Annotated in this window: 21 protein-coding genes and 1 tRNA gene; 7 read left to right on the top strand and 15 right to left on the bottom strand. The window is 57.4% G+C overall.

Features of this window, described 5'->3' with window-relative positions:
• Window positions 1-64: 64 nt before the first annotated feature.
• On the top strand, window positions 65-700 hold the full coding sequence (locus CKW16_RS06375) for a LysE family translocator (RefSeq protein WP_095127673.1): 636 nt from the start codon (window positions 65-67) through the stop codon (window positions 698-700).
• A 240-nt stretch (window positions 701-940) separates the two neighbouring features.
• On the opposite strand, the gene CKW16_RS06370 is transcribed toward CKW16_RS06375, so the two are convergent.
• From CKW16_RS06370 to CKW16_RS06315, 13 genes are all read right to left on the bottom strand, one after another.
• The gene (locus CKW16_RS06370) at window positions 941-1,846 is read right to left on the bottom strand and encodes a hypothetical protein (protein WP_095127728.1); all 906 of its coding nucleotides are present in this window, start codon (window positions 1,844-1,846) and stop codon (window positions 941-943) included.
• 185 nt (window positions 1,847-2,031) lie between these two features.
• Window positions 2,032-2,217 (bottom strand): hypothetical protein, encoded by a 186-nt coding sequence (locus CKW16_RS06365; protein WP_095127672.1) that lies wholly within the window; start codon window positions 2,215-2,217, stop codon window positions 2,032-2,034.
• 64 nt (window positions 2,218-2,281) lie between these two features.
• A complete protein-coding gene (locus CKW16_RS06360) occupies window positions 2,282-3,124 on the bottom strand; it encodes a chromosome segregation protein SMC (protein WP_095127671.1) in 843 nt (280 codons plus the stop codon).
• An 86-nt stretch (window positions 3,125-3,210) separates the two neighbouring features.
• Window positions 3,211-6,102: a DUF927 domain-containing protein gene (locus CKW16_RS06355; protein WP_095127670.1), complete on the bottom strand. Its 2,892-nt coding sequence runs from the start codon at window positions 6,100-6,102 to the stop codon at window positions 3,211-3,213.
• On the bottom strand, window positions 6,099-6,383 hold the full coding sequence (locus CKW16_RS06350; protein ID WP_095127669.1) for a DUF3077 domain-containing protein: 285 nt from the start codon (window positions 6,381-6,383) through the stop codon (window positions 6,099-6,101). Before CKW16_RS06350 ends, CKW16_RS06355 begins: the two co-directional genes overlap by 4 nt.
• Window positions 6,380-6,661: a hypothetical protein gene (locus tag CKW16_RS06345; protein WP_095127668.1), complete on the bottom strand. Its 282-nt coding sequence runs from the start codon at window positions 6,659-6,661 to the stop codon at window positions 6,380-6,382. The genes CKW16_RS06350 and CKW16_RS06345 overlap by 4 nt, the downstream gene beginning before the upstream one ends.
• Window positions 6,658-6,819, bottom strand: a complete 162-nt coding sequence (locus CKW16_RS32265; RefSeq protein ID WP_167362914.1) for a hypothetical protein — start codon at window positions 6,817-6,819, stop codon at window positions 6,658-6,660. Before CKW16_RS32265 ends, CKW16_RS06345 begins: the two co-directional genes overlap by 4 nt.
• Before the next feature lie 371 nt (window positions 6,820-7,190).
• A complete protein-coding gene (locus CKW16_RS06340) occupies window positions 7,191-7,532 on the bottom strand; it encodes a hypothetical protein (RefSeq protein ID WP_095127667.1) in 342 nt (113 codons plus the stop codon).
• On the bottom strand, window positions 7,529-8,137 hold the full coding sequence (locus tag CKW16_RS06335) for a hypothetical protein (protein ID WP_095127666.1): 609 nt from the start codon (window positions 8,135-8,137) through the stop codon (window positions 7,529-7,531). Before CKW16_RS06335 ends, CKW16_RS06340 begins: the two co-directional genes overlap by 4 nt.
• Window positions 8,134-8,451, bottom strand: coding sequence for an AlpA family phage regulatory protein (locus tag CKW16_RS06330; RefSeq protein ID WP_095127665.1), 318 nt, complete (start codon window positions 8,449-8,451; stop codon window positions 8,134-8,136). The genes CKW16_RS06335 and CKW16_RS06330 overlap by 4 nt, the downstream gene beginning before the upstream one ends.
• A 79-nt stretch (window positions 8,452-8,530) precedes the next feature.
• Complete coding sequence (locus CKW16_RS06325) at window positions 8,531-9,451, bottom strand: hypothetical protein (protein WP_095127664.1); 921 nt, start codon at window positions 9,449-9,451, stop codon at window positions 8,531-8,533.
• Between the two features lie 243 nt (window positions 9,452-9,694).
• The gene (locus CKW16_RS06320; protein ID WP_095127663.1) at window positions 9,695-10,930 is read right to left on the bottom strand and encodes a tyrosine-type recombinase/integrase; all 1,236 of its coding nucleotides are present in this window, start codon (window positions 10,928-10,930) and stop codon (window positions 9,695-9,697) included.
• A 167-nt stretch (window positions 10,931-11,097) separates the two neighbouring features.
• Window positions 11,098-11,174: transfer RNA gene (locus tag CKW16_RS06315), tRNA-Arg, on the bottom strand.
• Window positions 11,175-11,524: 350 nt separating this feature from the next.
• Between CKW16_RS06315 and gabD the strand changes: the two genes are divergently transcribed.
• From gabD to CKW16_RS06300, 3 genes are all read left to right on the top strand, one after another.
• Entirely contained in the window at window positions 11,525-12,967 is a 1,443-nt protein-coding gene (gene gabD / locus CKW16_RS06310) for an NADP-dependent succinate-semialdehyde dehydrogenase (protein ID WP_095127662.1), read from the top strand.
• A 197-nt stretch (window positions 12,968-13,164) separates the two neighbouring features.
• Complete coding sequence (gabT, locus tag CKW16_RS06305) at window positions 13,165-14,442, top strand: 4-aminobutyrate--2-oxoglutarate transaminase (protein ID WP_095127661.1); 1,278 nt, start codon at window positions 13,165-13,167, stop codon at window positions 14,440-14,442.
• Between the two features lie 148 nt (window positions 14,443-14,590).
• Window positions 14,591-15,805 carry a response regulator gene (locus tag CKW16_RS06300; protein ID WP_095127660.1) on the top strand — a complete coding sequence of 405 codons (1,215 nt, stop codon included), beginning with the start codon at window positions 14,591-14,593 and terminating at the stop codon, window positions 15,803-15,805.
• Window positions 15,806-15,850: 45 nt separating this feature from the next.
• Here CKW16_RS06300 and CKW16_RS06295 read toward each other — a convergent pair whose 3' ends face one another.
• Both CKW16_RS06295 and desA read right to left on the bottom strand, forming a co-directional pair.
• Window positions 15,851-16,840, bottom strand: coding sequence for a sensor domain-containing diguanylate cyclase (locus tag CKW16_RS06295; RefSeq protein WP_095127659.1), 990 nt, complete (start codon window positions 16,838-16,840; stop codon window positions 15,851-15,853).
• 151 nt (window positions 16,841-16,991) lie between these two features.
• Window positions 16,992-18,176, bottom strand: a complete 1,185-nt coding sequence (gene desA / locus CKW16_RS06290; protein WP_056745676.1) for a delta-9 fatty acid desaturase DesA — start codon at window positions 18,174-18,176, stop codon at window positions 16,992-16,994.
• Between the two features lie 147 nt (window positions 18,177-18,323).
• Between desA and dibA the strand changes: the two genes are divergently transcribed.
• From dibA to CKW16_RS06275, 3 genes are all read left to right on the top strand, one after another.
• Window positions 18,324-20,249, top strand: a complete 1,926-nt coding sequence (gene dibA, locus CKW16_RS06285) for a phosphodiesterase DibA (protein WP_095127658.1) — start codon at window positions 18,324-18,326, stop codon at window positions 20,247-20,249.
• A gap of 138 nt (window positions 20,250-20,387) precedes the next feature.
• Complete coding sequence (gene oscA / locus CKW16_RS06280; protein ID WP_007945260.1) at window positions 20,388-20,570, top strand: sulfur starvation response protein OscA; 183 nt, start codon at window positions 20,388-20,390, stop codon at window positions 20,568-20,570.
• A 71-nt stretch (window positions 20,571-20,641) separates the two neighbouring features.
• Window positions 20,642-21,655, top strand: coding sequence for a sulfate ABC transporter substrate-binding protein (locus tag CKW16_RS06275; RefSeq protein WP_095127657.1), 1,014 nt, complete (start codon window positions 20,642-20,644; stop codon window positions 21,653-21,655).
• Window positions 21,656-21,689 lie beyond the last annotated feature (34 nt).

Genomic DNA, 21,689 nt, shown 5'->3' with positions numbered 1-21,689 from the left:
GGACTATCTGTAATTGCGATCAACCTGAAAGCTCATTGCGTTTCAACTTCAACAGGATATTTGTATGCCGCTAACCACCTTGATTCTATTCATCATGATGAGTTCGGCAATCGTTGCCATACCTGGCCCAACCGTTCTGCTCGCGTTGCAGAATGGTTCAAATCATGGATTCAGGGCTGCGCTCTGGGGCATGGCCGGGGCAGTGCTGGCCGACGCACTGCTGATCACCGCGGTGGCCTGTGGCTTGGGGTTGTTGCTGGCCGCGAGCGAGACGCTATTCCAGGCCTTGAAATGGATCGGCTCTGCTTATCTGATCTGGCTGGGTTGGCAGATGCTGCGTTCGCGCAATTTGCCGCTGTCCACCGAGCAGCAGAATAAGAACATGGGTGCAGGCTCGGTGGGTATTTTTACCCGCAGTTTGCTGGTGGCGTTGTCCAATCCCAAGGCCTTGCTCTTTATGACCGCGTTCCTGCCGCAGTTCGTCGACAGCACACAGCCGCAGCTACCTCAATATGCTTGCCTATTGATCTCTCTGTGCACCCTGAATATCGTCATTATGATGTTCTATGCCATGTGCGGTGCGCGCTTGCAGCGCCACCTGCAATCGAAAAATCTGCGCAACTTCAATTGCTTCACTGGCGTGCTACTGATGGGCATGGGGGCGCTGCTGGCCGCCTATCGCCCTTCACCGGCTCAATAACTTTTTACACACTCTGGGCCGTTTTCTGCCTGTCACGACTGACCGGTTCGGGTCGATTTCTGCCCTTCCTGACAGACAGAAATCGGCCAACAACGGACGCCAGGCACAAAGTTATAGTGGCTAATAGGCAGCCAAATTACAAAGCAGAGTTGTTTTCCCTACTCCGCCTTTTATTATTGAAAACGCAAAAAGCTTTCATGTCAGATCCTTTAATGAAAAATTAATCAGGTGCGGCCTCGATTATGCGCGTAATAATTGACGAATTTTCCCGATCCACTTTTTATCATGAATTACTCTTAAGTGCTCATGTTCGCCATTTATAATTTCTTCCTTTGACAGGGATGAAAGGTCTTCCCAGTTGTCGCCAAATATATATGTAGCATTGTTGAGGTGTATGCTTTCTAGGAAGTGGAGCCTTTTAGATGTAAATCCATAAACAAAATACCCGGAGTATCCGCCGCGACCTGTTGCTAAAAAATCGGGTTCGTATTTTGATATTTCTCGCATTCTATGTTCGATAACTCCTTTTTCAGATTGGCTAAGCTTTGTTAGATAAGGAGTTACAATGCTAGATGCTTTGCTCCAAGGGTATTTCCCTTGGGGTAGTACTTCCCATTGAAGCTGGCGTGCAAACACGTCTGATATTTTGTGTTTTGATAAATCAAATATTTCAAACTCTCCGAAATATTCAAGTAGCAGATTGGCTAGGTGTATGACCGATGCTGGGTCGCTCGACAAATCTATTTGTCGTGTGGCGATATACATCGCGCCGCCAATATCTTTAAGCGATAGTTTCTCAGATGGAGGAGATATGAAGTCTATAGGGTATACATCCATAGTGCGATGCTGGATGCCATCATGTTCTCGTCCATGCCAATCTTTCCATGTCCGATACTGAGGTATCATTTTTTTTATTAGCGGAAGGTCCTTTCGCTTAATTTCTTTACCGCTGATATTAAAACTTGAGATTTTTCCGGTATCTGAGGCGAGGATTGAATCCCCGTCATTCTGGAGATAATGAATACCAATTTCTTTTTGTCGAGTTGGAGCTACAGAATCCCAACAAACTACGAACATCACATGATTCGCACCTTTTGCCTCAGCTATCAGGCGCGCGATACTCTTGATTGACTGTCCCTTGATCATTGCTGCCCCCATGAGTGATGTTGCTCATTGTTGAAGGTGGCACCCTGACATCATGCTTGAAACCCCAACGACACGATGGATTCTAGCGGGCAGAAGTAAATAGGGGGCGTCTGGAAGAACGTCCTCTATTGGCCTGCCGAATTTTAATGCAACGGAAGCTTTCGCTAAGCTTCCGTTTATTTAAATCATCTTTTGTTCAGCTTGTGCTCGATTAATCCTATTTCTGCTTTGATCGCAGTGATGGTGAACTTTTGCATCGCTGTGCTTTTTCCGAATCTGGTATCCACGATCTTGAGTAGGGCGGTGAGGTGGGCTTTTCTCGATTGAAGCGTTTCGGATAGGGATGAGCTGTTTTGTGTCGTTGCGTTCATGGCTTCGATCCTTGGAGTGGTTTAAACAGCCCGCGAAGGCAGGCTGTTTCAGGGGCCTCGGCAGTTACATCGAGAGCAGATCGCGCGTGCGATGCTGGCGGCCACGGTCCGCCAGTTCGCCCCACCTCCAACTGCCGAAGTTTTCACCCTGCTCGGGGATGTCGAGCTTCATTAAGGACACCGGGTCGCGGCCTATCAGCCGAGCAGCGGCGTACAGCTTGCCTCCTACATCCAGCAGCGTTTGGGCGGCTTCATTCCATGCTTCCTCCAGTGCGTTGTGGGCCAGCCGCAAGGCTGTTTCCTCAATTTTTTGGTGTTCTACCTGAGCCTCACTGATGTGTCGGTCTACGATGGCCAGCTCTTGCTCCAAGGCGGTGATGATCAGGAGCTGGCGGCGATGTTGTTCGCTCGCGGTAGTGAGGTTTTTCGCGGCTTTCTGAGCGTCGGTGCTAGCTGCTTTTTCGCCGTCGACGTCGCCCCACGCTACGGCCTGTGCGTAAGCGGTAGCCGCCTCAGTCTCAGCCTGCCGTGCGTTGGTAATCTCTTCCTGTGCTTGCTGGCGAATTTCCTCCAGGCGAGTGCTCAGGCTTTGCCGTTTATCGTTAAGCTCCAGCTCATCCGCCATCCAGTTAGCCATGTCGGTAATGTAGCCCTCCATCAGGCTCTCTCGATTGGCCAGCTTTTCCAGGCGATCCAGTGTTTGGTCGAGTCGGAAGATCTGATGATCGATCGAGTCGATCTTGATTTGGCGACTGCTGATTTCATGCCTGACGTCGCTCTCTCGACCTTGGTGAATGACGTCCTCGCTGTGAAGTGCTGCCTCAAATGGTGGTATTTCCTTTTTGAGCGCCTCCATTTCGATGACTTTATTGGCGCGTGCGTCTTTCAGTTGTTCAATTCGGTTCATGGATTGTGTCCTGATTATTGGGTAGGGGTTCGCAGTGGCTGGCGAGGCCGATTAAGCCGGCTCTTCCTCAGTCAGCAGGCTCACCGTCAGGCGGCCTGAGCCTCGCTTTCATCCGTCCCCGGTACCGTCTTCACTACGTAGCAACGCTGAGTGCCCAGACCGGGCAATCGGACGGCGCAGGAGGCTTTGCCGTCCGGCCCGGGCTCAAGAACACCTCGGCGTATCAGCTCCTTGTTCACCGCGTTGATGTTCATGCCTTTGAACACCTCGGAACGCCAAGCCTCCGGCAACACGTAGTAGGTGTTGGTGGTGTGCAACGCGTCACCGAGGCCATGCTCCAGCGTCTTTCGAAAACCCAGCCGGTCAATGGTGCGTGGACCGTGTTCATCGATCTTCGCGGCGGCCGACTCCCAGCGGGTGAAACGGCTTTCACCGAAGCGCTCGATGACCTGACGCAACCGCGCCAAGATCGCGTCCCCTTCCAAGTTGCCAGCACCGCCGCGCTCATTCATCCAGGCATTGAGGCACACCCGGGCTGCGGTGGTGGCGGCGCCATCGGGCCAGCCGGTAATCCCCATCGCGGTGGCCAGTTCGCCGGCGGCGGCCGCCAGACCGAAACGGGCCGCCGCACGATGCGCCTGACCGCTGGCCGAGGCAGGTAGCGCCTTGGCGATGAACCCTTCCAAGGTGTGGCGCAGGATCGCCGACCAACCATGTCGCTTACCGGGCTCACAGAGGGCCGACAGGAAGGCGGTGAGCGGTGTGCCGTAGTACTTGGCCACCCGTGCCTTGAGTGCATCGGAGAGGGCGGCCGCGTCATCAAACCCGTTCAGTACGTCGAACATGCCCAGGCCCTTGCTGGCATCCGCTGGTACGGCGAGCATCCGCACTTCCATACCGGCTTTCAGTTCCTTATTGGCTTCAGCCATGTGCTGCGCCAAGGTCTTCTCGCCGGTCGAGAGAAACAGCAAGCGCCACTCCTGCACCTGGCGGCCCGCTTGTCCTCGATCATTGGCGCGAGCCTTCCCGGTGCCGTTGCCGAGCATGTACACCGTTTCACCAATGATGCGCGGGTCGCACATGCCGATTTCATCCAGCACCAGGAGCCCGTCGGAATGCGCGGCGGCGATGGACTCCAGTGCGTTATCCGTCGAGCGCCAGGAACGCACCAGACGCGGTCCGCCGTAGATCGAGGCAGCCACTTGCAGGTGGGTGGTTTTGCCGCCCGAGCTGTCACCGTAGAGGTGAAAGCCACCCGACTCATGGCCGAGCATGTGCAGCAGCGGACCGGCAAACGCCACGCTGGCCACAAATGCCAAACGGTGATTACCGATGCACAAAGCGCCGATTTGTTCTTGCCACTGCTCCAGAGTGCCGGCTTCGCTGATGGGTGGAAGCTGAGCGCCGGCCTCATAGAAGTGCAGGTGTTCGGTGTGCAAGCCGACCTGCTGTTCGGGCAGCAAGAAGGCGCTGTCATGCCAGCCCAAACGGGTAACCAGTCGTGCGCGCTGGGCGCTATCAAAGCCGCCGAGATAACTTTGCAGGTCGTTGCGCGCATTGCGTCCGGAGCGACTGCCGGCCAGACGCAAGCCCATATCTACCAAGGGGCCGAGTACGTCCTTACCGAAGTCACCGGTCATGGTTCGTGCCGGAATGTTCCAACGCTTTTTCGCCCCGTCGGGATCGTCGAACTCGACCAGCAAACCCCAGTTATGACCCTGCGCATCTCGGGTACGCGCCAGGATCTCCAGTGGCGAACACACCGGGCGCGCTTCGCCATCGTCGCCGGAATAAAACACACCTTCGGCTGTCAGACGAAAGCCGCCGGGCAGCAGATCGTTTTTGGGTTTCGCGGCGCGCTTGCTCGCCGGCTTGGCTTTGACTTCGGGCTGTTCGACCGGTGCTTTTTCCGCCTCCACACCGAACAATTCGCCGCTGCGTTCCAACTCGGTGACGTGCGCCGCCGTCCAGCCTTTGGGTTGGGCATCGGCCGCGTCGTCACCGTCTTCCCATTGGCCACCCTTGGCGAACGTCGGTTGGTCATTCTTGAACGTGGGCTTGCGTTTGAAGACATCCAGAGCGATCACGCGCACCGACGCGGCGCCGATCTGTTGCAACTGTACCGCGACGGCATCCATGCAGCTTTTGCCACTGGCGTCGTTGTCTGGCCACAACACCACGGACCGACCTTTGAGCGGTGTCAGGTCGGCTTTGTGCCAGGAGTTCGAGCCGTTCGGCCAGCACGTGGCCACGTAGCTGGGCAGCAACTCCGCCGCGGCGTCGGTGGCCTTTTCGCCTTCGCATAGAATGACCGGTGCCTCTGCGCGTTGCGCCAGTTCATCCAGACGCAGCAGAGGACGCGGCTCATGCAGGCCCTGCCAGCGCCATTGCTGCGTTTGACCGTCGGCCCGTTGGCACCAGGTCAACGGGGCAAACACCTTGCGCGGCTTGCCGTCTTCATCCGGGCCCAAGTCGAAGCGATAGAGGGCCAACACTGGCTGGCCTTGAGCGTCGCGATAAATCCAAACCTTGGACGGCGTACCGTGTTGCCGGTGTTTGGCCGGGCACTTGCTCATGGCCTCAGCCGGAATCGGCTGAATGGCCAGCCATTCCGGTGTTTTGCTTTTGCCGGGGCTTGGCTTCGATTCAGCCGCCCCAGCGGTAACGCGCAGCAGATCCGCCAGCTTGTTGCAGGCTTCGACGTCGGTGCCGCCGTCGAGATAGCGCACCAGATCGATCAGGTCGCCACCTTTGTCGCCGGTGGCAAAATCCGCCCAGGTGCCTTTGCTCAAGTTAACCTTGAGGGAGCCGGCGCGCTTGTCGGCGCGGGTCGGATTGGCGGCGGTGTATTCCTTGCCACTGTCGACGCGTTTACCGTTGGGCAGCCAGTGAGCAAGCACGCGATCAATGTTCTGCAGCGCAACGGCTTTGACTTGGGCGAACGTGGGGCGACGGGCATTGGAGGTAGAGGCCTTCATACGCCACCGCCTTGGGCCAATTGCAACCCGCTGGTAACGTCATCAATGATGGCTTTGGCCATCTCGCTCAAATAATGCGAAGCCCAGACCATCGCGTCGTTGTCATTCTCCATGCCGCTCAAGAAAGTGAGCTTGTTTACACAATCCATGAGTAGAGAAGCTTGTTCGAGCGCTTCCTCGCACGATATGCCGGCATTGATACGGAACAGTGGCTGATTCTGAGCGTTGCACTTGGCAAAGGTGGCTCCCCCCACGGTATTGATCGCAATGGAAGGGTTCATTGGGCGCCTCCACTCATGGGTGACCGAGTGGAGTTGTCGGCGTGCACGGCGAGGGTGCGGATCAGACCCAACGTCCCTCGAACATCCCACAGCGCCGCCGCGATGACATGGTTGGCCAGACGTGGGCCGTCGCACTCGAACTGATCCTCAAGAAGCAAGAGCACGGAGTTGGCTCGATCCACGGCACAGGTGATGGCGTCAATCGGCACACCGGCTTCGGCGCCTTTGTGGACGCAAAGCAGATCCTCGGGCAGGGAGAAGCTTAGGGCTTGGTTCATTGGGCACCGCCTGCGGTTTCGAGCGCGCGGGCTTTGGCCATGTGAGCGTTGTATCGAGTGAGGCGTGTAGCGAGGCTGGAGTTGGCGTGTAAAGCGGCGAGAGCCATTGCCCGATGGGCAGCGGCGCGATTTTTGGACGGATTGAGGGCGTGTTGCATGTGAGGCTCCTTGTACTGAGGAACCGTCACCGTCTGCCGCCAAGCAGATATGGGTGACGGATTGCGCAGGATTGGCGGACCGGCGTACAAGGAGACCGGCGCACCCGAGGGTGCTCCTACGCAACCCGCCATAACACAGGAGTGCGGGCACAAAAAAAGCGCCTGCAATCGTAATGGGGGCGCTGTTGCGCCTTGTACTGTTTGGGCCGCCAAGCCCAATCGCTGAATTTGCAGCGACGGCCAGAGAGTAACGTCCCGATTTCAAAAGTGCAACCGTGTAGAGATCTTGCGCATTTTTCCGATGCGGCATAAATTGTGTGGGCATGTAGATTTACCTCAACGCCTCCGGATCGCTCCCGGGGGCGTTTTCGTTAGTGCTGGGTAGTGATGGGACGGGCGAGGGTGAGCCACTGCAAGTGGTTGCCTTGGCCGGCGCGTTGCCGCATCTGCTGTAGCGCTTCGGGATTGCGCAGGAGGTTGGGAATCAGCTCGCGCGCGTCGCTGATCACCACGTCTGCGGGTAGCTGAATCGCTAACAACGTCCACTCCAGGTCATGCCACAGCACAATTAGCACCTGAGCGCCGGCCGAGATCGCTTGATCGCGGAGGGTCAGCAAGCGCTGGCGACCTTTGATCTCTGCGGTAGAAGGCAGAGACGCTTCAAGTACACCGACAAGATCCAATGCTTGGTGGGGAAGAAAGGTCGGAGTCATGCCGCCTCCTGCATGTTGGTGAACAGGGGGGGCGGTGTTTCGCCTTTGAGCCAAGCCAAGATTTTGCTGTCCTCGACGCACCGTCGGCGGTGTTCTACCGCGAGCAGATCGCGCTGCTGTGCCAGGCATTCCTCCACATAGCGGGACAGATCCGAGGTCAAGCGCATGTCGTGGTGAAGGCGCTCGGTGGCGGTTTTCTCCACGGCGAGATCCTCATCCGTGATGCGTTGCCAGACCGCCAGATCGTTCGCGTACCCCGCCGACTGATCCACCAGCCAGTAGGTGACCCAGTCGGTCATACCTCGCGTTTTCAGTGAGGCGAGGCGGCTGTCACTCATTGCGAAATAACCGGTGCCGTGGACGCTCGAAAATTCTCTGCGCATCGCGTTTTTGCGGATCAGTTCGGGCAGTTCCCAAGGATTGGCTTTGAGTGGGAGAACGAGGCCATCCGGGTTGAAAAAGAATGCTTCCTGCTCTTCGCCGTTCCAGCTCACACCGGCGATGGTGCGGTGGCGCCAGTTGATTGCTCCCGCTTGATAGAGGCGAAATCCGATGCTGTAGGAGTCGAGAAACGGCCCCTTAAAAGGGTTGTAATTGCGCTTCATGCGGCCACCTGGTCACGGGCCTCAATGCGGCTGCGTGCCCATGCTTGGACTTCGGACAGAACCCACGCTACAGGCGCGCCGCGTGCCGTGCTATTGGTGAGTTTTACGGCTTGTGGAAAACCGCTCTCAGGCTGGTTCATCAGTTTGTAAACGGTAGCACGACCAATACCAGTGATTGCCATGACCTGTTTCACGCGAATCAGCGTGGAGGCGGCATCAAATAGCTCAAGCAACGTGTAAGGACTTGCAGGAGCCTTACGAGAAAGCTCTGCCATCGTGGTATTGCTGTTTACTTCTTGGAGAGGGGAGTTCATAGCTGTGCCTATATGGTGAGAGACAGGCACAGACTAGAGAGGGGAAAAAAAGCAAACACGGTTTGCTTTTGATTGAAATTTATCGAGGTAGGTATCCACCCATGATGAGGTATTTTTTAACGGTAGGCTCAGACGCTATGCGTTCTTTTTTCACCAAGGCTTTTTTCAGGTCTAGCTCTGAAATAGTAGGATTGGCCAAAATGTGACGGTCAGCCGCACTGCGAATGCGCTCGAAAAGCTTCGCGGCATCCTGCTGCTTTACCGACTCCGGCTTTCTGTTGGCCTTGCCCGCAGCCGCGCCTCTTTGCGAGGCCTTGGCGGAAAACGCTTTACTCAGCGCCTCACTTAGAAAATTAGCCACTTTGAAATTACCCTTCGATACGTCGGTGTCCTCAACTTGTCTGTAGAGACTCGCTAGCATGAGCGCCTTGTCGGCATCGCCCATAAATGCGCGGAAGGATTCACGAGCGTCAATTTCCCCGGCTGGATCCTTAAGTCGCTCCTTTTCGGCAAGTGCGGAATATTTCTTGGGATCTGTCGCTTGCATTTGGGCTATGAGGTCTGCGTCCAGGTCGAAGACGTAGAGTTCGGTTTCAAAGAGCCAATTGGCGAGAACCTGAACAGCTTGAATGCTCTGCACCAGCGCGTAAGTCGCCACGAGCTGCGAGTCCGCATCATCGCGGTCAATGCTAAGGGTCTGTCGAATGACACTCGGTAATGAACCTGCATCAGCGCAGCAGGCATCGTCCTCGATCTCGTCGCGGAGTCGAAACACCGTAGCGACCACCGACCCTGCTCGATCAGGATAGCGGCCATCCTCAAGCCAGAATGAGGTGGCGTAATTGGCCAGCTCCAGCGCTTCTTTGAAATGATCTCGAAACGGCGAATATAACGCTAACTCACGCACGGCCTGTTCGATGTCGTCTTGTTCCCACAGCAAATTACTGACATCGAAGCCAGCAATCTCCAGGCGGCCAATCGGCATATTCTCATCGTCCATTCACCGCCCCTAGGCCCCGCTTGGCGTCATGGATGCAGCGTTTCACGACACGGTTCTCCTCGACCAACAGTGAGGTGGCTGGGCCAGTGTTGTTACACGATTCGACCGCGTAACACGTCGTGTAGCGTTGAGCATTTCTTCGTGTAACGTGAGCTAAGCCCTTTATATTCAATAAGTTACAGATTGGCGTAACACCTGTAACACGCGTAACACCGTTTTTTGGGGGGGAGTGGATAAGGAGTTTCATATCACCTTTCCAAATTGGCCTTGCACGACATTGCCAACTACTAGCTCATCAAGATGATCTGCGTACCACTGCATCATGACTTTGCGCTGAGGCAGGTACACCGCCTTGTTGTACACCCCTGCAATTCCTTCTTTGACATGAGAAAGCTGGGCCTCAATGTGGTTCTCATCAAAGCCTTGTTCATTAAGGATCGTGCTCGCGATATGGCGGAAGCCATGGCCAGTTTGCCGGCCCGCGTATCCCAGTCTGCGCAGCGCCATCAGAAAGACGGTATTGCTACGGGGGATGGTTCGATCTTTTCTTCCAGGGAAGAGAAGGGGGTATGCCCCTGTTAGCGTGCGCAGCTCCGTTATCGCTTCAATGGCCTGCCGAGATAGAGGCACTACATGCTCGCGCCGACGCTTCATTCGCTCGGCTGGGATCGTCCATAGCTTTTTGTTGAGATCGATCTCTGACCAGCGTGCTTCTCGAATCTCGCTCGGGCGTGCCGCTAATAAGGCCAGCAATCGGAGACCTAGACGGACGTCCTTCGCGTGAGGGTAAGAGTTGATGGCGCGAAGTAATGCAGGCAACTCTTCTATTGATACGTGTGCATAATTTTCAGCACTGCGCGTCTGTAGAAATTTATTGAGGCCTTCAAGGGGGTTGTGGATCGCTCGACCTGTCACGCGTGCCAAGTCATAGATCTCTTTGCAGAAGGCCCGAACTCTGCCCATTTGCTCAATGATCCCTTTCTGCTCCATGCCGCGCAGAAACTCCATCCATTCAAGGGGCAGTATTTCTGTGTAGATGCGTTTGCCGAAAACGGGGAATACGTGAAGCTCCAGGGCTCCAAGGACTCGACGGGACGTGCCGGCTTCCCAGCTTGAGCGCCTAGCCTCAAACCATTCGCGGCCTAATGCTTCGAAAGTGTTGTTGGCAGCCACCCGGTCAGCAATCTTACGAGCCTGCTTACTGACTAAAGGATTTTTACCAGTCGATGCGTCATCCCGCAGTTGCGCCGCCTTCTGCCTGGCTAGCGAACCACTGATTTCGGGGTAACCGCCTAGGCCCAGCCAGGACCATTTCCCGTCTGGTTTTTTGTAGCGCAACTCCCACGACTTCTGCCCATTTGCCTTCACCCGAAAATACAAGCCGTTGCCGTCTTGCTCCCGGTACGTCGCATTCTCCGGCTCCAATCCTGCGAGAGTAGTGTCGGCCAGTGGGCGGCGTTTGATTTCAGTACGCTTCACTGCGTGTATGCCTCCAGTTCAATGAATCTCAAAGCATACACGTGGGCATACACGGCGTGAAGTTATAGGGGTAGACAGGGATGGATAGCCAGAAACAAGAAAGCCCGCACAGGGCGGGCTTCTTGGGGTGTTTCGTAGACTGTCTGAGACAGGTCTAGACTGCTATATGGTGCACCAGGCGGGATTCGAACCCACGACCACTGCCTTCGGAGGGCAGTACTCTATCCAGCTGAGCTACTGGTGCAATGCGGGCGCCATGATACTCATATGCACTGCGGGCGTCCATGCTGCTGAATCGCCTGCGTTTTTCCAAAGCGTAACCTGCGATTGCTACGTTGATCAGAAAAATTAGGCAAATGCGGCGTTTTCGTTCTTTTTTTCGAACAGGCTATTGTCCTTTACCCCCTTTGATCCTAGGATTCGTTTGAGATTTCAAACGCTCTTGTCTGGGTGCTGAACCGCACGAGTTTCAATCAGTGCGCTATTTATGTGCTTCAGCCCGGTGAATGATTTCCCTGACGGCAGCCTATAAGGCGCCTTTCTACAATCATAATTCGCTCCGCGCTTGCCGCGGTGCTGTTAAGGAAAGCCGACATGCAGCTTAAAGACACCCAGTTGTTCCGCCAGCAAGCCTTCATCGATGGCGCTTGGGTTGATGCGGACAATGGTCAGACGATCAACGTCAACAACCCGGCAACGGGCGAAATTCTGGGCACCGTGCCGAAAATGGGCGCTGCCGAAACCCGCCGTGCAATCGAAGCCGCTGACAAAGCGCTGCCGGCCTGGCGTGCACTGACCGCCAAGGACCGTGCGAACAAGCTGCGTCGCTGGTTCGAACTGATCATCGAGAACCAGGACGACCTGGCTCGCCTGATGACCCTCGAACAAGGCAAGCCATTGGCCGAAGCCAAGGGCGAAATCGTTTACGCCGCTTCCTTTATCGAGTGGTTCGCTGAAGAAGCCAAGCGCGTCTACGGTGACGTGATTCCGGGCCACCAGCCAGACAAGCGCCTGATCGTGATCAAGCAGCCAATCGGCGTGACCGCTGCAATCACTCCGTGGAACTTCCCGGCCGCGATGATCACCCGTAAAGCCGGCCCGGCTCTGGCCGCCGGTTGCACCATGGTGCTCAAGCCTGCTTCGCAAACTCCGTTTTCCGCATTCGCTTTGGCTGAACTGGCTCAGCGTGCCGGCATTCCTGCCGGTGTGTTCAGCGTGGTGTCCGGCAGCGCCGGCGACATCGGCAGCGAGCTGACCAGCAACCCGATCGTGCGCAAACTGTCCTTCACTGGCTCGACCGAAATCGGTCGTCAGCTGATGGCTGAATGCGCCAAGGACATCAAGAAAGTGTCCCTGGAATTGGGCGGCAACGCGCCGTTCATCGTGTTCGACGACGCGGACCTGGATAAGGCCGTCGAAGGCGCGATCATTTCCAAATACCGCAACAACGGCCAGACCTGCGTCTGCGCCAACCGTCTGTACATTCAGGATTCGGTCTACGACGCGTTCGCCGAGAAGCTGAAAGTGGCCGTGGCCAAACTCAAGATCGGTAACGGTCTGGAAGAAGGCACCACCACGGGTCCGCTGATCGACGAAAAAGCCGTGGCCAAGGTTCAAGAACACATTGCTGACGCGATCAGCAAAGGCGCAACCGTTCTGGCAGGTGGCAAGGTCATGGAAGGCAACTTCTTCGAGCCGACCATCCTGACCAACGTGCCGAAAAACGCTGCCGTGGCCAAGGAAGAAACCTTCGGTCCATTGGCTCCGCTGTTCCGCTTCAAAGACGAAGCCGAAGTGATCGCGATGTCCAACGACACCGAGTTCGGTCTGGCTTCGTACTTCTATGCTCGCGACCTGGGTCGTGTGTTCCGTGTGGCTGAAGCCCTGGAATACGGCATGGTCGGCGTCAACACCGGGTTGATCTCCAACGAAGTCGCGCCGTTCGGCGGCATCAAGGCGTCGGGCCTGGGCCGTGAAGGCTCCAAGTACGGCATCGAAGATTACCTGGAAATCAAATACCTCTGCCTGGGCATCTAAGCTCGAAGGGATAAGCCCGGCAAGGCATTGCTTCAAACGCAAAGGGCACGAGAGCGCTGTCCCTTTGCGTGCTTCAAACGGAATTTTCTCTGTGGCCGGGAAAGCTGTGGCAGTCGATCATCGCATGCTGCCGTAGTTGCCTCCCCGCCGCATTTTCCTTGAACCACGCCGCCCGATGAGCGGTGAATGAGGACTTTATGAGCAAGACTAACGCATCCCTGATGAAACGCCGCGAAGCCGCTGTACCACGCGGTGTTGGCCAGATTCACCCGATCTTCGCCGAGTCCGCGAAGAACGCCACCGTGACCGACGTTGAAGGTCGCGAGTTCATCGACTTCGCCGGCGGTATCGCCGTGCTGAACACCGGCCACGTGCACCCGAAAATCATCGCCGCCGTGACCGAGCAGCTGAACAAGCTGACCCACACGTGCTTCCAGGTACTGGCTTACGAACCGTACGTAGAAGTGTGCGAAAAAATCAACGCCAAGGTGCCGGGTGATTTCGCCAAGAAAACCCTGCTGGTGACCACCGGCTCCGAAGCCGTGGAAAACTCCATCAAGATCGCCCGTGCCGCCACTGGCCGTGCCGGCGTGATCGCGTTCACCGGCGCTTACCACGGTCGCACCATGATGACCCTGGGCCTGACCGGTAAAGTCGTGCCTTACTCGGCTGGCATGGGCCTGATGCCAGGCGGCATCTTCCGCGCGCAGTACCCGAACGAGCTGCACGGTGTGAGCATCGACGATTCGATCGCCAGCATCGAACGCATCTTCAAGAACGACGCCGAACCGCGTGACATCGCTGCAATCATCATCGAGCCGGTTCAGGGCGAAGGTGGTTTCTACGTTGCACCTAAAGAATTCATGAAGCGTCTGCGCGCTCTGTGCGACCAGCACGGCATCCTGCTGATCGCTGACGAAGTACAAACTGGCGCTGGTCGTACCGGCACCTTCTTCGCCATGGAACAGATGGGCGTTGCTGCCGACCTGACCACCTTCGCCAAATCCATCGCTGGCGGCTTCCCGTTGGCCGGTGTTTGCGGCAAGGCCGAATACATGGACGCCATTGCTCCAGGCGGCCTGGGCGGCACTTACGCTGGTAGCCCGATCGCTTGCGCCGCGGCCCTGGCCGTGATGGAAGTGTTCGAAGAAGAGCACCTGCTGGATCGCTGCAAAGCGGTCGGCGAGCGTCTGGTCACTGGCTTGAAAGCCATTCAGGCCAAGTACCCGGTGATCGGCGAAGTCCGTGCCCTGGGCGCGATGATCGCGGTCGAGCTGTTCGTCGATGGCGACAGCCACAAGCCGAACGCTCCAGCGGTAGCCGCTGTTGTGGCCAAGGCTCGCGACAAGGGTCTGATCCTGCTGTCCTGCGGCACTTACGGCAACGTTCTGCGCGTCCTGGTACCGCTGACTTCGCCGGACGAGCAACTGGACAAAGGTCTGGCAATCATCGAAGAGTGCTTCTCCGAGCTGTGATCTCCAAGCTCTGATCGATTTGTGAACTGATCGACAAAAAACCCGCTTCGGCGGGTTTTTTTGTGTCCATGGAACCCATCGATGGCAAATGCGCTGTATCGAATGGCCAGCATTGACTAAGGTGCAAGCACTACTTTGGAGTGTGTAAATGACTGCTGTGGTGTTACCCGCTGCGCCGCGTGTGCTGATTGCCGAGGCCGACCCCTGGTCCCGCGACCTGCTCAAGCAGGTGTTGTTGAATGTGCGCTGCGACGCACGGCTGGACCTGTGTGCCAATGGTCAGGAAGCGCTGCAACTGTTGGCGGAAAATCCTTATGACCTGGTGATCGTCGACTGGGAGCTGCCCGGCGTCGATGGTTTGAATGTCTTGCGCAATGTCCGTCAGCGCAAACGCAACCCGCCGCTGCCCTTCATTCTGATGAGCAGCCGAAACGACAGCGCCAGCGTTCGCGAAGCTCTACCGCTGGCGCCTGCGGCGTACCTGACCAAACCCCTGAACATGGAAAGCCTGACCCACCGCCTGCAGGATTTGCTGTTGAACGCCGGTGAAGAGGTGTCTTGCGAAACGCCTTCGCTGTCGCCAGGCATGACGTTGGCGGTTTACCTGGAGCGTCGTCGTGAGTTTGCCGACGGTGCGCCGCTGATGACTGACGTGCAGTTGGCGGTCAAGCGCAGCCTCAATCCCAATGGCCTCGACCTGACACTGCTGCATGACGAGATCCGTACCGATCCGCAAGTCACCGCTGTGCTGATCGCCGCCGCCAACAGCGCGGCCCAGCACCATGGCGCCGCCGTGCAAACCCTGTCCCAGGCGCTGCACCGCCTCGGCACCGGGCAAAGCATGAACCTGATTCTGGGGCTGGCCCTCAAGCGCAGTGCCCGCCTCAGCGATCCGTTTCTGGCCGACTATGCCGAGCGCTATTGGGAGCTGTCGCTGCGCACCGCCGAGTATGGCCGGACCCTGGCGCGCTTGCTGGATCTGGATCAGGAGCGTTGTTATTGCGCCGGCATGCTGCATCGCCTCGGTGACCTTGCGTTGTTGCGGTGTTTGCAGGAGTGGAAGCAGGCCGGTGGTGAGCTAGATGAATGGGAGGAGGTCGGCGAGGCGCTGGCCGAATTCGGCGCGGCTTATGGTTCGGCGCTTCGCACTCGCTGGCGCCTGCCGCTGGAGCTGCGAGAACTGATTGCGGCGGTCTACCAGTTCGGTGGCGGGGTTTACTCCCGCGAAGCGCTGGTGATGAACATGGCTGCGCAACTGGCGCGACTGACCGAGCATGAGGGCATTGAGGAACTGGCGAAGAGCCGGACGGCGCGGTTGCTCAAGATCGGTTTGCCGGAGCTGATGCGCTTGCGCAAGAAATAACGCCGGTAGATCGTTCCCACGCAGAGCGTGGGAACGATCCATAAATCAGGCGGAGACGATGCGGTTCTTGCCCTGGTGTTTGGCTTGGTACATTGCCGCATCCGCGCGGGCAAACAGGCTGTCGACGCTTTCGTCCTCGGCGGTGAGGCTGGTCAGGCCCTGGCTGACGGTGATGCCGAAGGTCTGGTCGCCATGGCTGAAACTCAAGCGCTGAATCTCCCGTTGCAGGCGCTCAGCCACTTGCATGGCCATGTCTGGCGCACAGCCGGGAAACACCGCGGCGAATTCCTCACCGCCAACTCGCCCGAACACATCACCTCGACGCAGCGTCGCGCGACCGCTCTCGGCGATTCGTTGCAGCACGTTGTCGCCTTCCTGGTGGCCGTAGGTATCGTTGATTACTTTGAAGTCATCGATGTCCAGTAGCAGGAATGCCAGCGGCGTGCCTTGGTGCCGTGCCTGTTCGAATTCACGGTGGGCGCAGTCGAAGAAGTGGCGGCGGTTGCTGCTCTGGGTCAGCACGTCGGTGGTGGCCAGGCGTTGCAGCTCGGTTTCCATCTGCTTCTTGTCAGTAATGTCTTCGGCAATGCCGACGATGATCACCGGTTGCCCCGGCTCGGCCTGACGGTTGATGAAGCATTTGTCGCTGATCCAGCGGACCTGGCCGTCGGCGGCAATGATTCGATATTCGCGGTCTTCAACGGCGCCTTTGACCAGTACTTCGGCCAGGCTGCGTTCGGCATAGTCCAGATCGTCGGGGTAAATGCTGTCGCGCCATTGGTTGTAGTCGGACAGCAACAAGCCTGCGGAGCGGCCGAAAATCCGTTCATACGCGGGGCTGACATAGAGCACCCGACGGGATTCCCAGTCGAAGGCCCAAAGCACCGCGTTGACGCTCACCAGCAGAGCGCTGAACAGCTGTTCGCGTTCGCTCAGTCGCGCCACTTCGCCTTGTGCATGCATCAGCGCGAGCAAGGTTTGCGCGGCCTCGGGCCACTGCGGGAGGGATGAGTCTTGTAGGCTTTTATTGACCATCGACACAAAATCTCAAAGGGCGTGTGCCGCTCGAGGTTCGAAAGCGGCCAATACCAGAGCCCGCCTGGATGGCGAAGTGTCTTTGAGATAGGGGATTTAGAGCTAAGTTCCGAAGGGTGCGCCCACGAACGGGGCGCACCGATCAACGGCGTCAGACAGCGGCGGGGCGCAGGGAGTAGGTTTTCAACTGATCGGCGAAGTCGCGCAGGGATTGAATCCCGCTGGCTTCGGCTTCGTGTACCCAATCCTTGATGGCGGCCAGCATGTCGTGACCATTTGAGCTGGTCTTGACCCAGATCTGCTGCAAGGCCAGGCGTTTCTCGTAAATTACCTTCAGCGCCTGACTGTGCTCGAGCATGGTCTGGATGCGAATGTGGTGTTTGTCATCCAGCAGGCTGGTTTCCCGCGAGAGCAGGCGCTTGGCGCGGTGGAACTGGTGACGGACCGAGTGATCGACCTTTTCCAGCTCTTGTTTGACCAGCGGAGCGATCACCAGTTTGCGGTACTGGGCCATGATCTGGAAACGGTTGTTGAGGATCGCCATGGCGGTGTCCATGTCCAGGTTGCCTTTGCCTTCGACCCGATGGGCGATGGGCGCGACCCGCTGAACCTTGGCCAGACGCAGGAAGCTGAAGACCTGGATCCAGGCCCAGCCGAGATCGAATTCCCACTTCTTCACCGACAGTTTTGCCGAATTAGGGTAGGTGTGATGGTTGTTATGCAGTTCTTCGCCGCCGATCAGGATGCCCCACGGCACCAGATTGGTCGCCGCATCGCGGCATTCGAAGTTGCGGTAGCCGATGGCATGGCCCAGGCCATTGACCACGCCGGCGGCCCAGACCGGGATCCACATCATCTGGATCGCCCAGATGGTGATGCCGATGGTGCCGAACAACAGCAGGTCGATAACGCCCATGATCGCCACGCCCAGCAGCGGAAAACGGCTGTACAGGTTGCGTTCGATCCAGTCTTCAGGGCAGTTCTTGCCGTAGATGCGTAGCGTCTCGGGGTTTTCCGCTTCGGCGCGGTACAGCTCGGCGCCTTTGCGCAGAACCGTGGACAAGCCCTTGATGACCGGGCTGTGCGGGTCATCGACGGTTTCGCATTTGGCGTGGTGCTTGCGGTGGATAGCGGTCCACTCACGGGTGTTCTGTGCCGTGGTCAGCCACAGCCAGAAGCGGAAGAAATGTTTCAGGCCAGCATTGAGCTCAAGCGAGCGATGGGCTGAATAACGATGCAGATAGACCGTGACGCCGATGATCGTCACGTGGGTCATCAGCAGGGTGACTGCCACCAGTGACCAGGGCGACAAGCCGAGAAAACCTTCGTACCACATAGGCTATAGGGCCCTCGATAAAGAAAATAACAGCCGTTGCATTATCACTAAGCTCACAGATAAAACCAGTCGCCCTTTCAGATAAGAGTGGCTGGATGTGTCTTTAAACTATAATTCCATCCTTTTTGAAGGGACATGGACGGCCGAATGTCTGCCACCTATCGCGATGCTTTGCGTGCAGCGCTGCTTTACCTTCTGGTTTCTGTAGGTTGGCTGCTGTTTAGCGGTTATTTATTGAACAGTTTCTTCGATAGCTCCGCTGAGCTAATGCGATGGCAACTGATCAACGGTTATGCCTGGGTGGTGTTCAGTGCCGGTTTGATTTTCCTCGCCCGGGCGCGATTGTTTCGTTGCCTGGGGATCGGCGCAAAATTGCGTGAACGCACTGAGGAGCGCGAGCGTTTGCGTCAGGCGGCCGCGGTGTTCGATTGCACCCGCGAAGGCGTGCTGGTCACTGATAGCGAAGGCTTGATCGTTCATGTGAACCGCGCCTTCATGGCAATCACCGGCTATCAGAGCGAGGAGGTGCTCGGCCAGCGCCCCAACCTGTTCAAGTCCGGTCATCATCCGCCGGCGTTCTACCAGGCGATGTTCGCGACACTCAACAGCACCGGCGAGTGGAGCGGGGAAATCTGGAACCGTCGCAAAAGCGGCGAGATCTACCCGCAATGGCAGACCATCCGCATCATTGATGACGAGAGGGGGCGGCGCAGCCATTACGTGGCGGTGTTTTCCGACATAAGCGCAATCAAGAACTCCGAACATGAGCTGACGCACCTGGCTCACTACGATCCGCTGACCGATCTGCCCAACCGCTTGCTGTTCACCGATCGCACCGAGCAGGCCCTGGCTTCGGCGCAGATCCACAAGCGCGGCTGCGCGTTACTGATGATCGATCTTGATCACTTCAAGATGATCAACGACAGCCTCGGGCATAGCATTGGGGACCAACTGCTCAAGGGCGTTGCCGAGCGTTTGAAAGCGATGGTCGGCCCGGGAATCACCCTGGCGCGCCTTGGCGGTGACGAGTTCGCCGTGCTCGCTGAAAGCTGTCCGCAAATGGTGCACGCGGCGGCGCTGGCTCAGCGGTTCATCGATGGCCTCAAAGAGCCGTTCCAGATCGACGGGCATCAGTTGTTCGTCAATATCAGCGTCGGCATCAGCCTGTTCCCTGGCGACGCCTTGAGCGCCGAGCAGCTGTTGCGCAACTCTGACTCGGCGCTGTTCAAGGCCAAAAGTGCCGGCCGCAACGGCTACGCCCTCTATACCGAAGAGTTGACCGCCCATGCCCAGCAGCGGGTTGAGACTGCATTCGAATTGCGCCGTGCGCTGGAGCAGCAGGAGTTGCGGGTGTATTACCAGCCGGTTCACGACCTCAAGACCAGTCGCCTGATCGGCGTCGAGGCGTTGGTGCGCTGGGAGCATCCGCAGCGAGGGTTGGTGTCGCCGGCAGAATTCATTCCCATTGCCGAGCGCACCGGTCTGATCGCCGAAATTGATGCCTGGGTGATGCGCCAGGCGTGTGAGCAGATGTGCCGGTGGCAGCAGGCCGGGGTGGTGTTGTCGTTTGTCGCGGTGAATGTTTCTTCTCGACTATTCGCCCGCCGTGAGCTGTTTGGGCAGGTGGCGAAGGTGCTGCACGAAACCGGGCTGGATCCTGCCTGTCTGGAGCTGGAAGTCACCGAGAGCGCTGTGATGGATGACCCGGAAGTCGCGCTGGAGCAGATGCACCGATTGCGCGAGTTGGGCGTGCGGCTGGCCATCGATGACTTCGGTACAGGCTATTCGTCGTTGCTGCGCCTCAAGCGAATGCCGGTACAGAAACTCAAGATCGATCAGGGCTTCGTTGCCGGGTTGCCGTGGGATGAGGATGACGCGGCGATTGTGCGGGTGATCATTGCGCTGGCCCAGAGCATGGGGATGCAGGTTCATGCCGAGGGGATCGAGCAGGTCGAGCAGGCGGGCTTCCTGCTCGAGCACGGCTGCGATCTGGGGCAGGGCTACTGGTTTGGACGCCCGGTGCCGGCCGGGCAGCTGGATTGGAACCGGATTCCACAGATTCTCCAGAGCTGATCAGTCCTCGATCGGTCTTTTGGTTATATTAAAATTCTTAAATAGTCTTTTTAAGAATATCCGCGCTTATCTACTATTGGTCTCACGCCGCAAGCAGTCTCGCCACTGCCAGGCACCTCTAGTTGAAGGAGCAGCACCATGAGCGCATCCCTACGTAGCGTTGACGGCCAGGACGAAGCAACCATTTTGCGTGAGATCCAGAGCGCCTTGCGCGATCTGCGTTTTGGCGCAGTGGAAATCACCGTGCACAACGCCCAGGTGGTCCAGATCGAACGCAAAGAGAAATTCCGGTTGCAGAACCCAAGCAACAAACCGAGCTAAAAAACCGGCAACCCGATACCAGCACACCATAAGAAAAAGCCAACACAATCAGAATTCCAGGAGCTTTCACCATGTCGTCGATTCGTCATTTCGCTTTGGCCGCCCTGGCCAGTGCCCTTTTTGCTGGTTCCGCGGTTGCCAAGGATTACGAGCTGCTCAACGTGTCGTACGACCCGACTCGCGAGCTGTATCAGGACTACAACGCCGAGTTCGTCAAGTTCTGGCAGAAAGAGCACGCCGGCGACAGCGTGAAAATCCAGCAGTCCCACGGTGGTTCGGGCAAGCAGGGGCGGGCAGTGATCGACGGTCTGCGTGCCGACGTGGTGACCCTGGCCCTGGCCGGTGACATCGACGAAATCGCCAAACTCGGCAAGACCCTGCCAGCGGATTGGCAGAAGCGTCTGCCGGAAGCGAGCACGCCTTACACCTCGACCATTGTGTTCCTTGTGCGCAAGGGCAACCCTAAAGGCATCAAGGACTGGGGCGACCTGACCAAGAACGGCGTGGAAGTCATCACCCCGAACCCGAAAACCTCCGGCGGCGCTCGCTGGAACTTCCTCGCGGCGTGGGCCTATGGCCTGAAAGCCAACGGCGGTAATGAAGCCAAGGCCAAGGAATACGTGCAAACCCTGTTCAAGCACGTTCCTGTGCTGGACACCGGTGCTCGTGGTTCGACCATTACCTTCGTCAACAACGGTCAGGGCGACGTGTTGCTGGCCTGGGAAAACGAAGCCTTCCTGGCCCTGAAAGAAGACGGTGGCGCTGACAAGTTCGACATTGTCGTGCCTTCGCTGTCGATCCTCGCCGAACCTCCGGTGGCCGTGGTCGACAAGAACGCCGAGAAAAAGGGCAACACCGAGATCGCCGAAGCGTACCTCAAGTACCTGTACAGCCCGGCCGGCCAGGAAATTGCGGCAAAAAACTTCTATCGTCCACGTGACAAGGATATTGCCGCCAAGTACGCCAAACAGTTCCCGACACTGGACCTGGTGACCATCGACAAGGACTTCGGCGGCTGGAAAACCGCTCAACCGAAATTCTTCAACGACGGTGGCGTGTTCGACCAGATTTATCAGGCGCAATAACCTGAAATAAGCCATAAACGAGCCTCGAATTCCG

This window comes from Pseudomonas sp. Irchel s3h14 (genome assembly GCF_900187425.1).
Lineage (GTDB): Bacteria > Pseudomonadota > Gammaproteobacteria > Pseudomonadales > Pseudomonadaceae > Aquipseudomonas.
The sequence above is the reverse complement of the archived record's forward strand: the minus strand, read 5'-3'. Positions and strand labels throughout refer to the sequence as shown.

Bases quoted from the DNA above. Each gene is read 5' to 3' on its own strand.
- CKW16_RS06375 (WP_095127673.1), top strand. From the start codon at position 65: ATGCCGCTAACCACCTTGATTCTATTCATCATGATGAGTTCGGCAATC.
- CKW16_RS06370 (WP_095127728.1), bottom strand. From the start codon at position 1,846: ATGATCAAGGGACAGTCAATCAAGAGTATCGCGCGCCTGATAGCTGAG.
- CKW16_RS06365 (WP_095127672.1), bottom strand. From the start codon at position 2,217: ATGAACGCAACGACACAAAACAGCTCATCCCTATCCGAAACGCTTCAA.
- CKW16_RS06360 (WP_095127671.1), bottom strand. From the start codon at position 3,124: ATGAACCGAATTGAACAACTGAAAGACGCACGCGCCAATAAAGTCATC.
- CKW16_RS06355 (WP_095127670.1), bottom strand. From the start codon at position 6,102: ATGAAGGCCTCTACCTCCAATGCCCGTCGCCCCACGTTCGCCCAAGTC.
- CKW16_RS06350 (WP_095127669.1), bottom strand. From the start codon at position 6,383: ATGAACCCTTCCATTGCGATCAATACCGTGGGGGGAGCCACCTTTGCC.
- CKW16_RS06345 (WP_095127668.1), bottom strand. From the start codon at position 6,661: ATGAACCAAGCCCTAAGCTTCTCCCTGCCCGAGGATCTGCTTTGCGTC.
- CKW16_RS32265 (WP_167362914.1), bottom strand. From the start codon at position 6,819: ATGCAACACGCCCTCAATCCGTCCAAAAATCGCGCCGCTGCCCATCGG.
- CKW16_RS06340 (WP_095127667.1), bottom strand. From the start codon at position 7,532: ATGACTCCGACCTTTCTTCCCCACCAAGCATTGGATCTTGTCGGTGTA.
- CKW16_RS06335 (WP_095127666.1), bottom strand. From the start codon at position 8,137: ATGAAGCGCAATTACAACCCTTTTAAGGGGCCGTTTCTCGACTCCTAC.
- CKW16_RS06330 (WP_095127665.1), bottom strand. From the start codon at position 8,451: ATGAACTCCCCTCTCCAAGAAGTAAACAGCAATACCACGATGGCAGAG.
- CKW16_RS06325 (WP_095127664.1), bottom strand. From the start codon at position 9,451: ATGGACGATGAGAATATGCCGATTGGCCGCCTGGAGATTGCTGGCTTC.
- gabD (WP_095127662.1), top strand. From the start codon at position 11,525: ATGCAGCTTAAAGACACCCAGTTGTTCCGCCAGCAAGCCTTCATCGAT.
- gabT (WP_095127661.1), top strand. From the start codon at position 13,165: ATGAGCAAGACTAACGCATCCCTGATGAAACGCCGCGAAGCCGCTGTA.
- CKW16_RS06300 (WP_095127660.1), top strand. From the start codon at position 14,591: ATGACTGCTGTGGTGTTACCCGCTGCGCCGCGTGTGCTGATTGCCGAG.
- CKW16_RS06295 (WP_095127659.1), bottom strand. From the start codon at position 16,840: ATGGTCAATAAAAGCCTACAAGACTCATCCCTCCCGCAGTGGCCCGAG.
- desA (WP_056745676.1), bottom strand. From the start codon at position 18,176: ATGTGGTACGAAGGTTTTCTCGGCTTGTCGCCCTGGTCACTGGTGGCA.
- dibA (WP_095127658.1), top strand. From the start codon at position 18,324: ATGTCTGCCACCTATCGCGATGCTTTGCGTGCAGCGCTGCTTTACCTT.
- oscA (WP_007945260.1), top strand. From the start codon at position 20,388: ATGAGCGCATCCCTACGTAGCGTTGACGGCCAGGACGAAGCAACCATT.
- CKW16_RS06275 (WP_095127657.1), top strand. From the start codon at position 20,642: ATGTCGTCGATTCGTCATTTCGCTTTGGCCGCCCTGGCCAGTGCCCTT.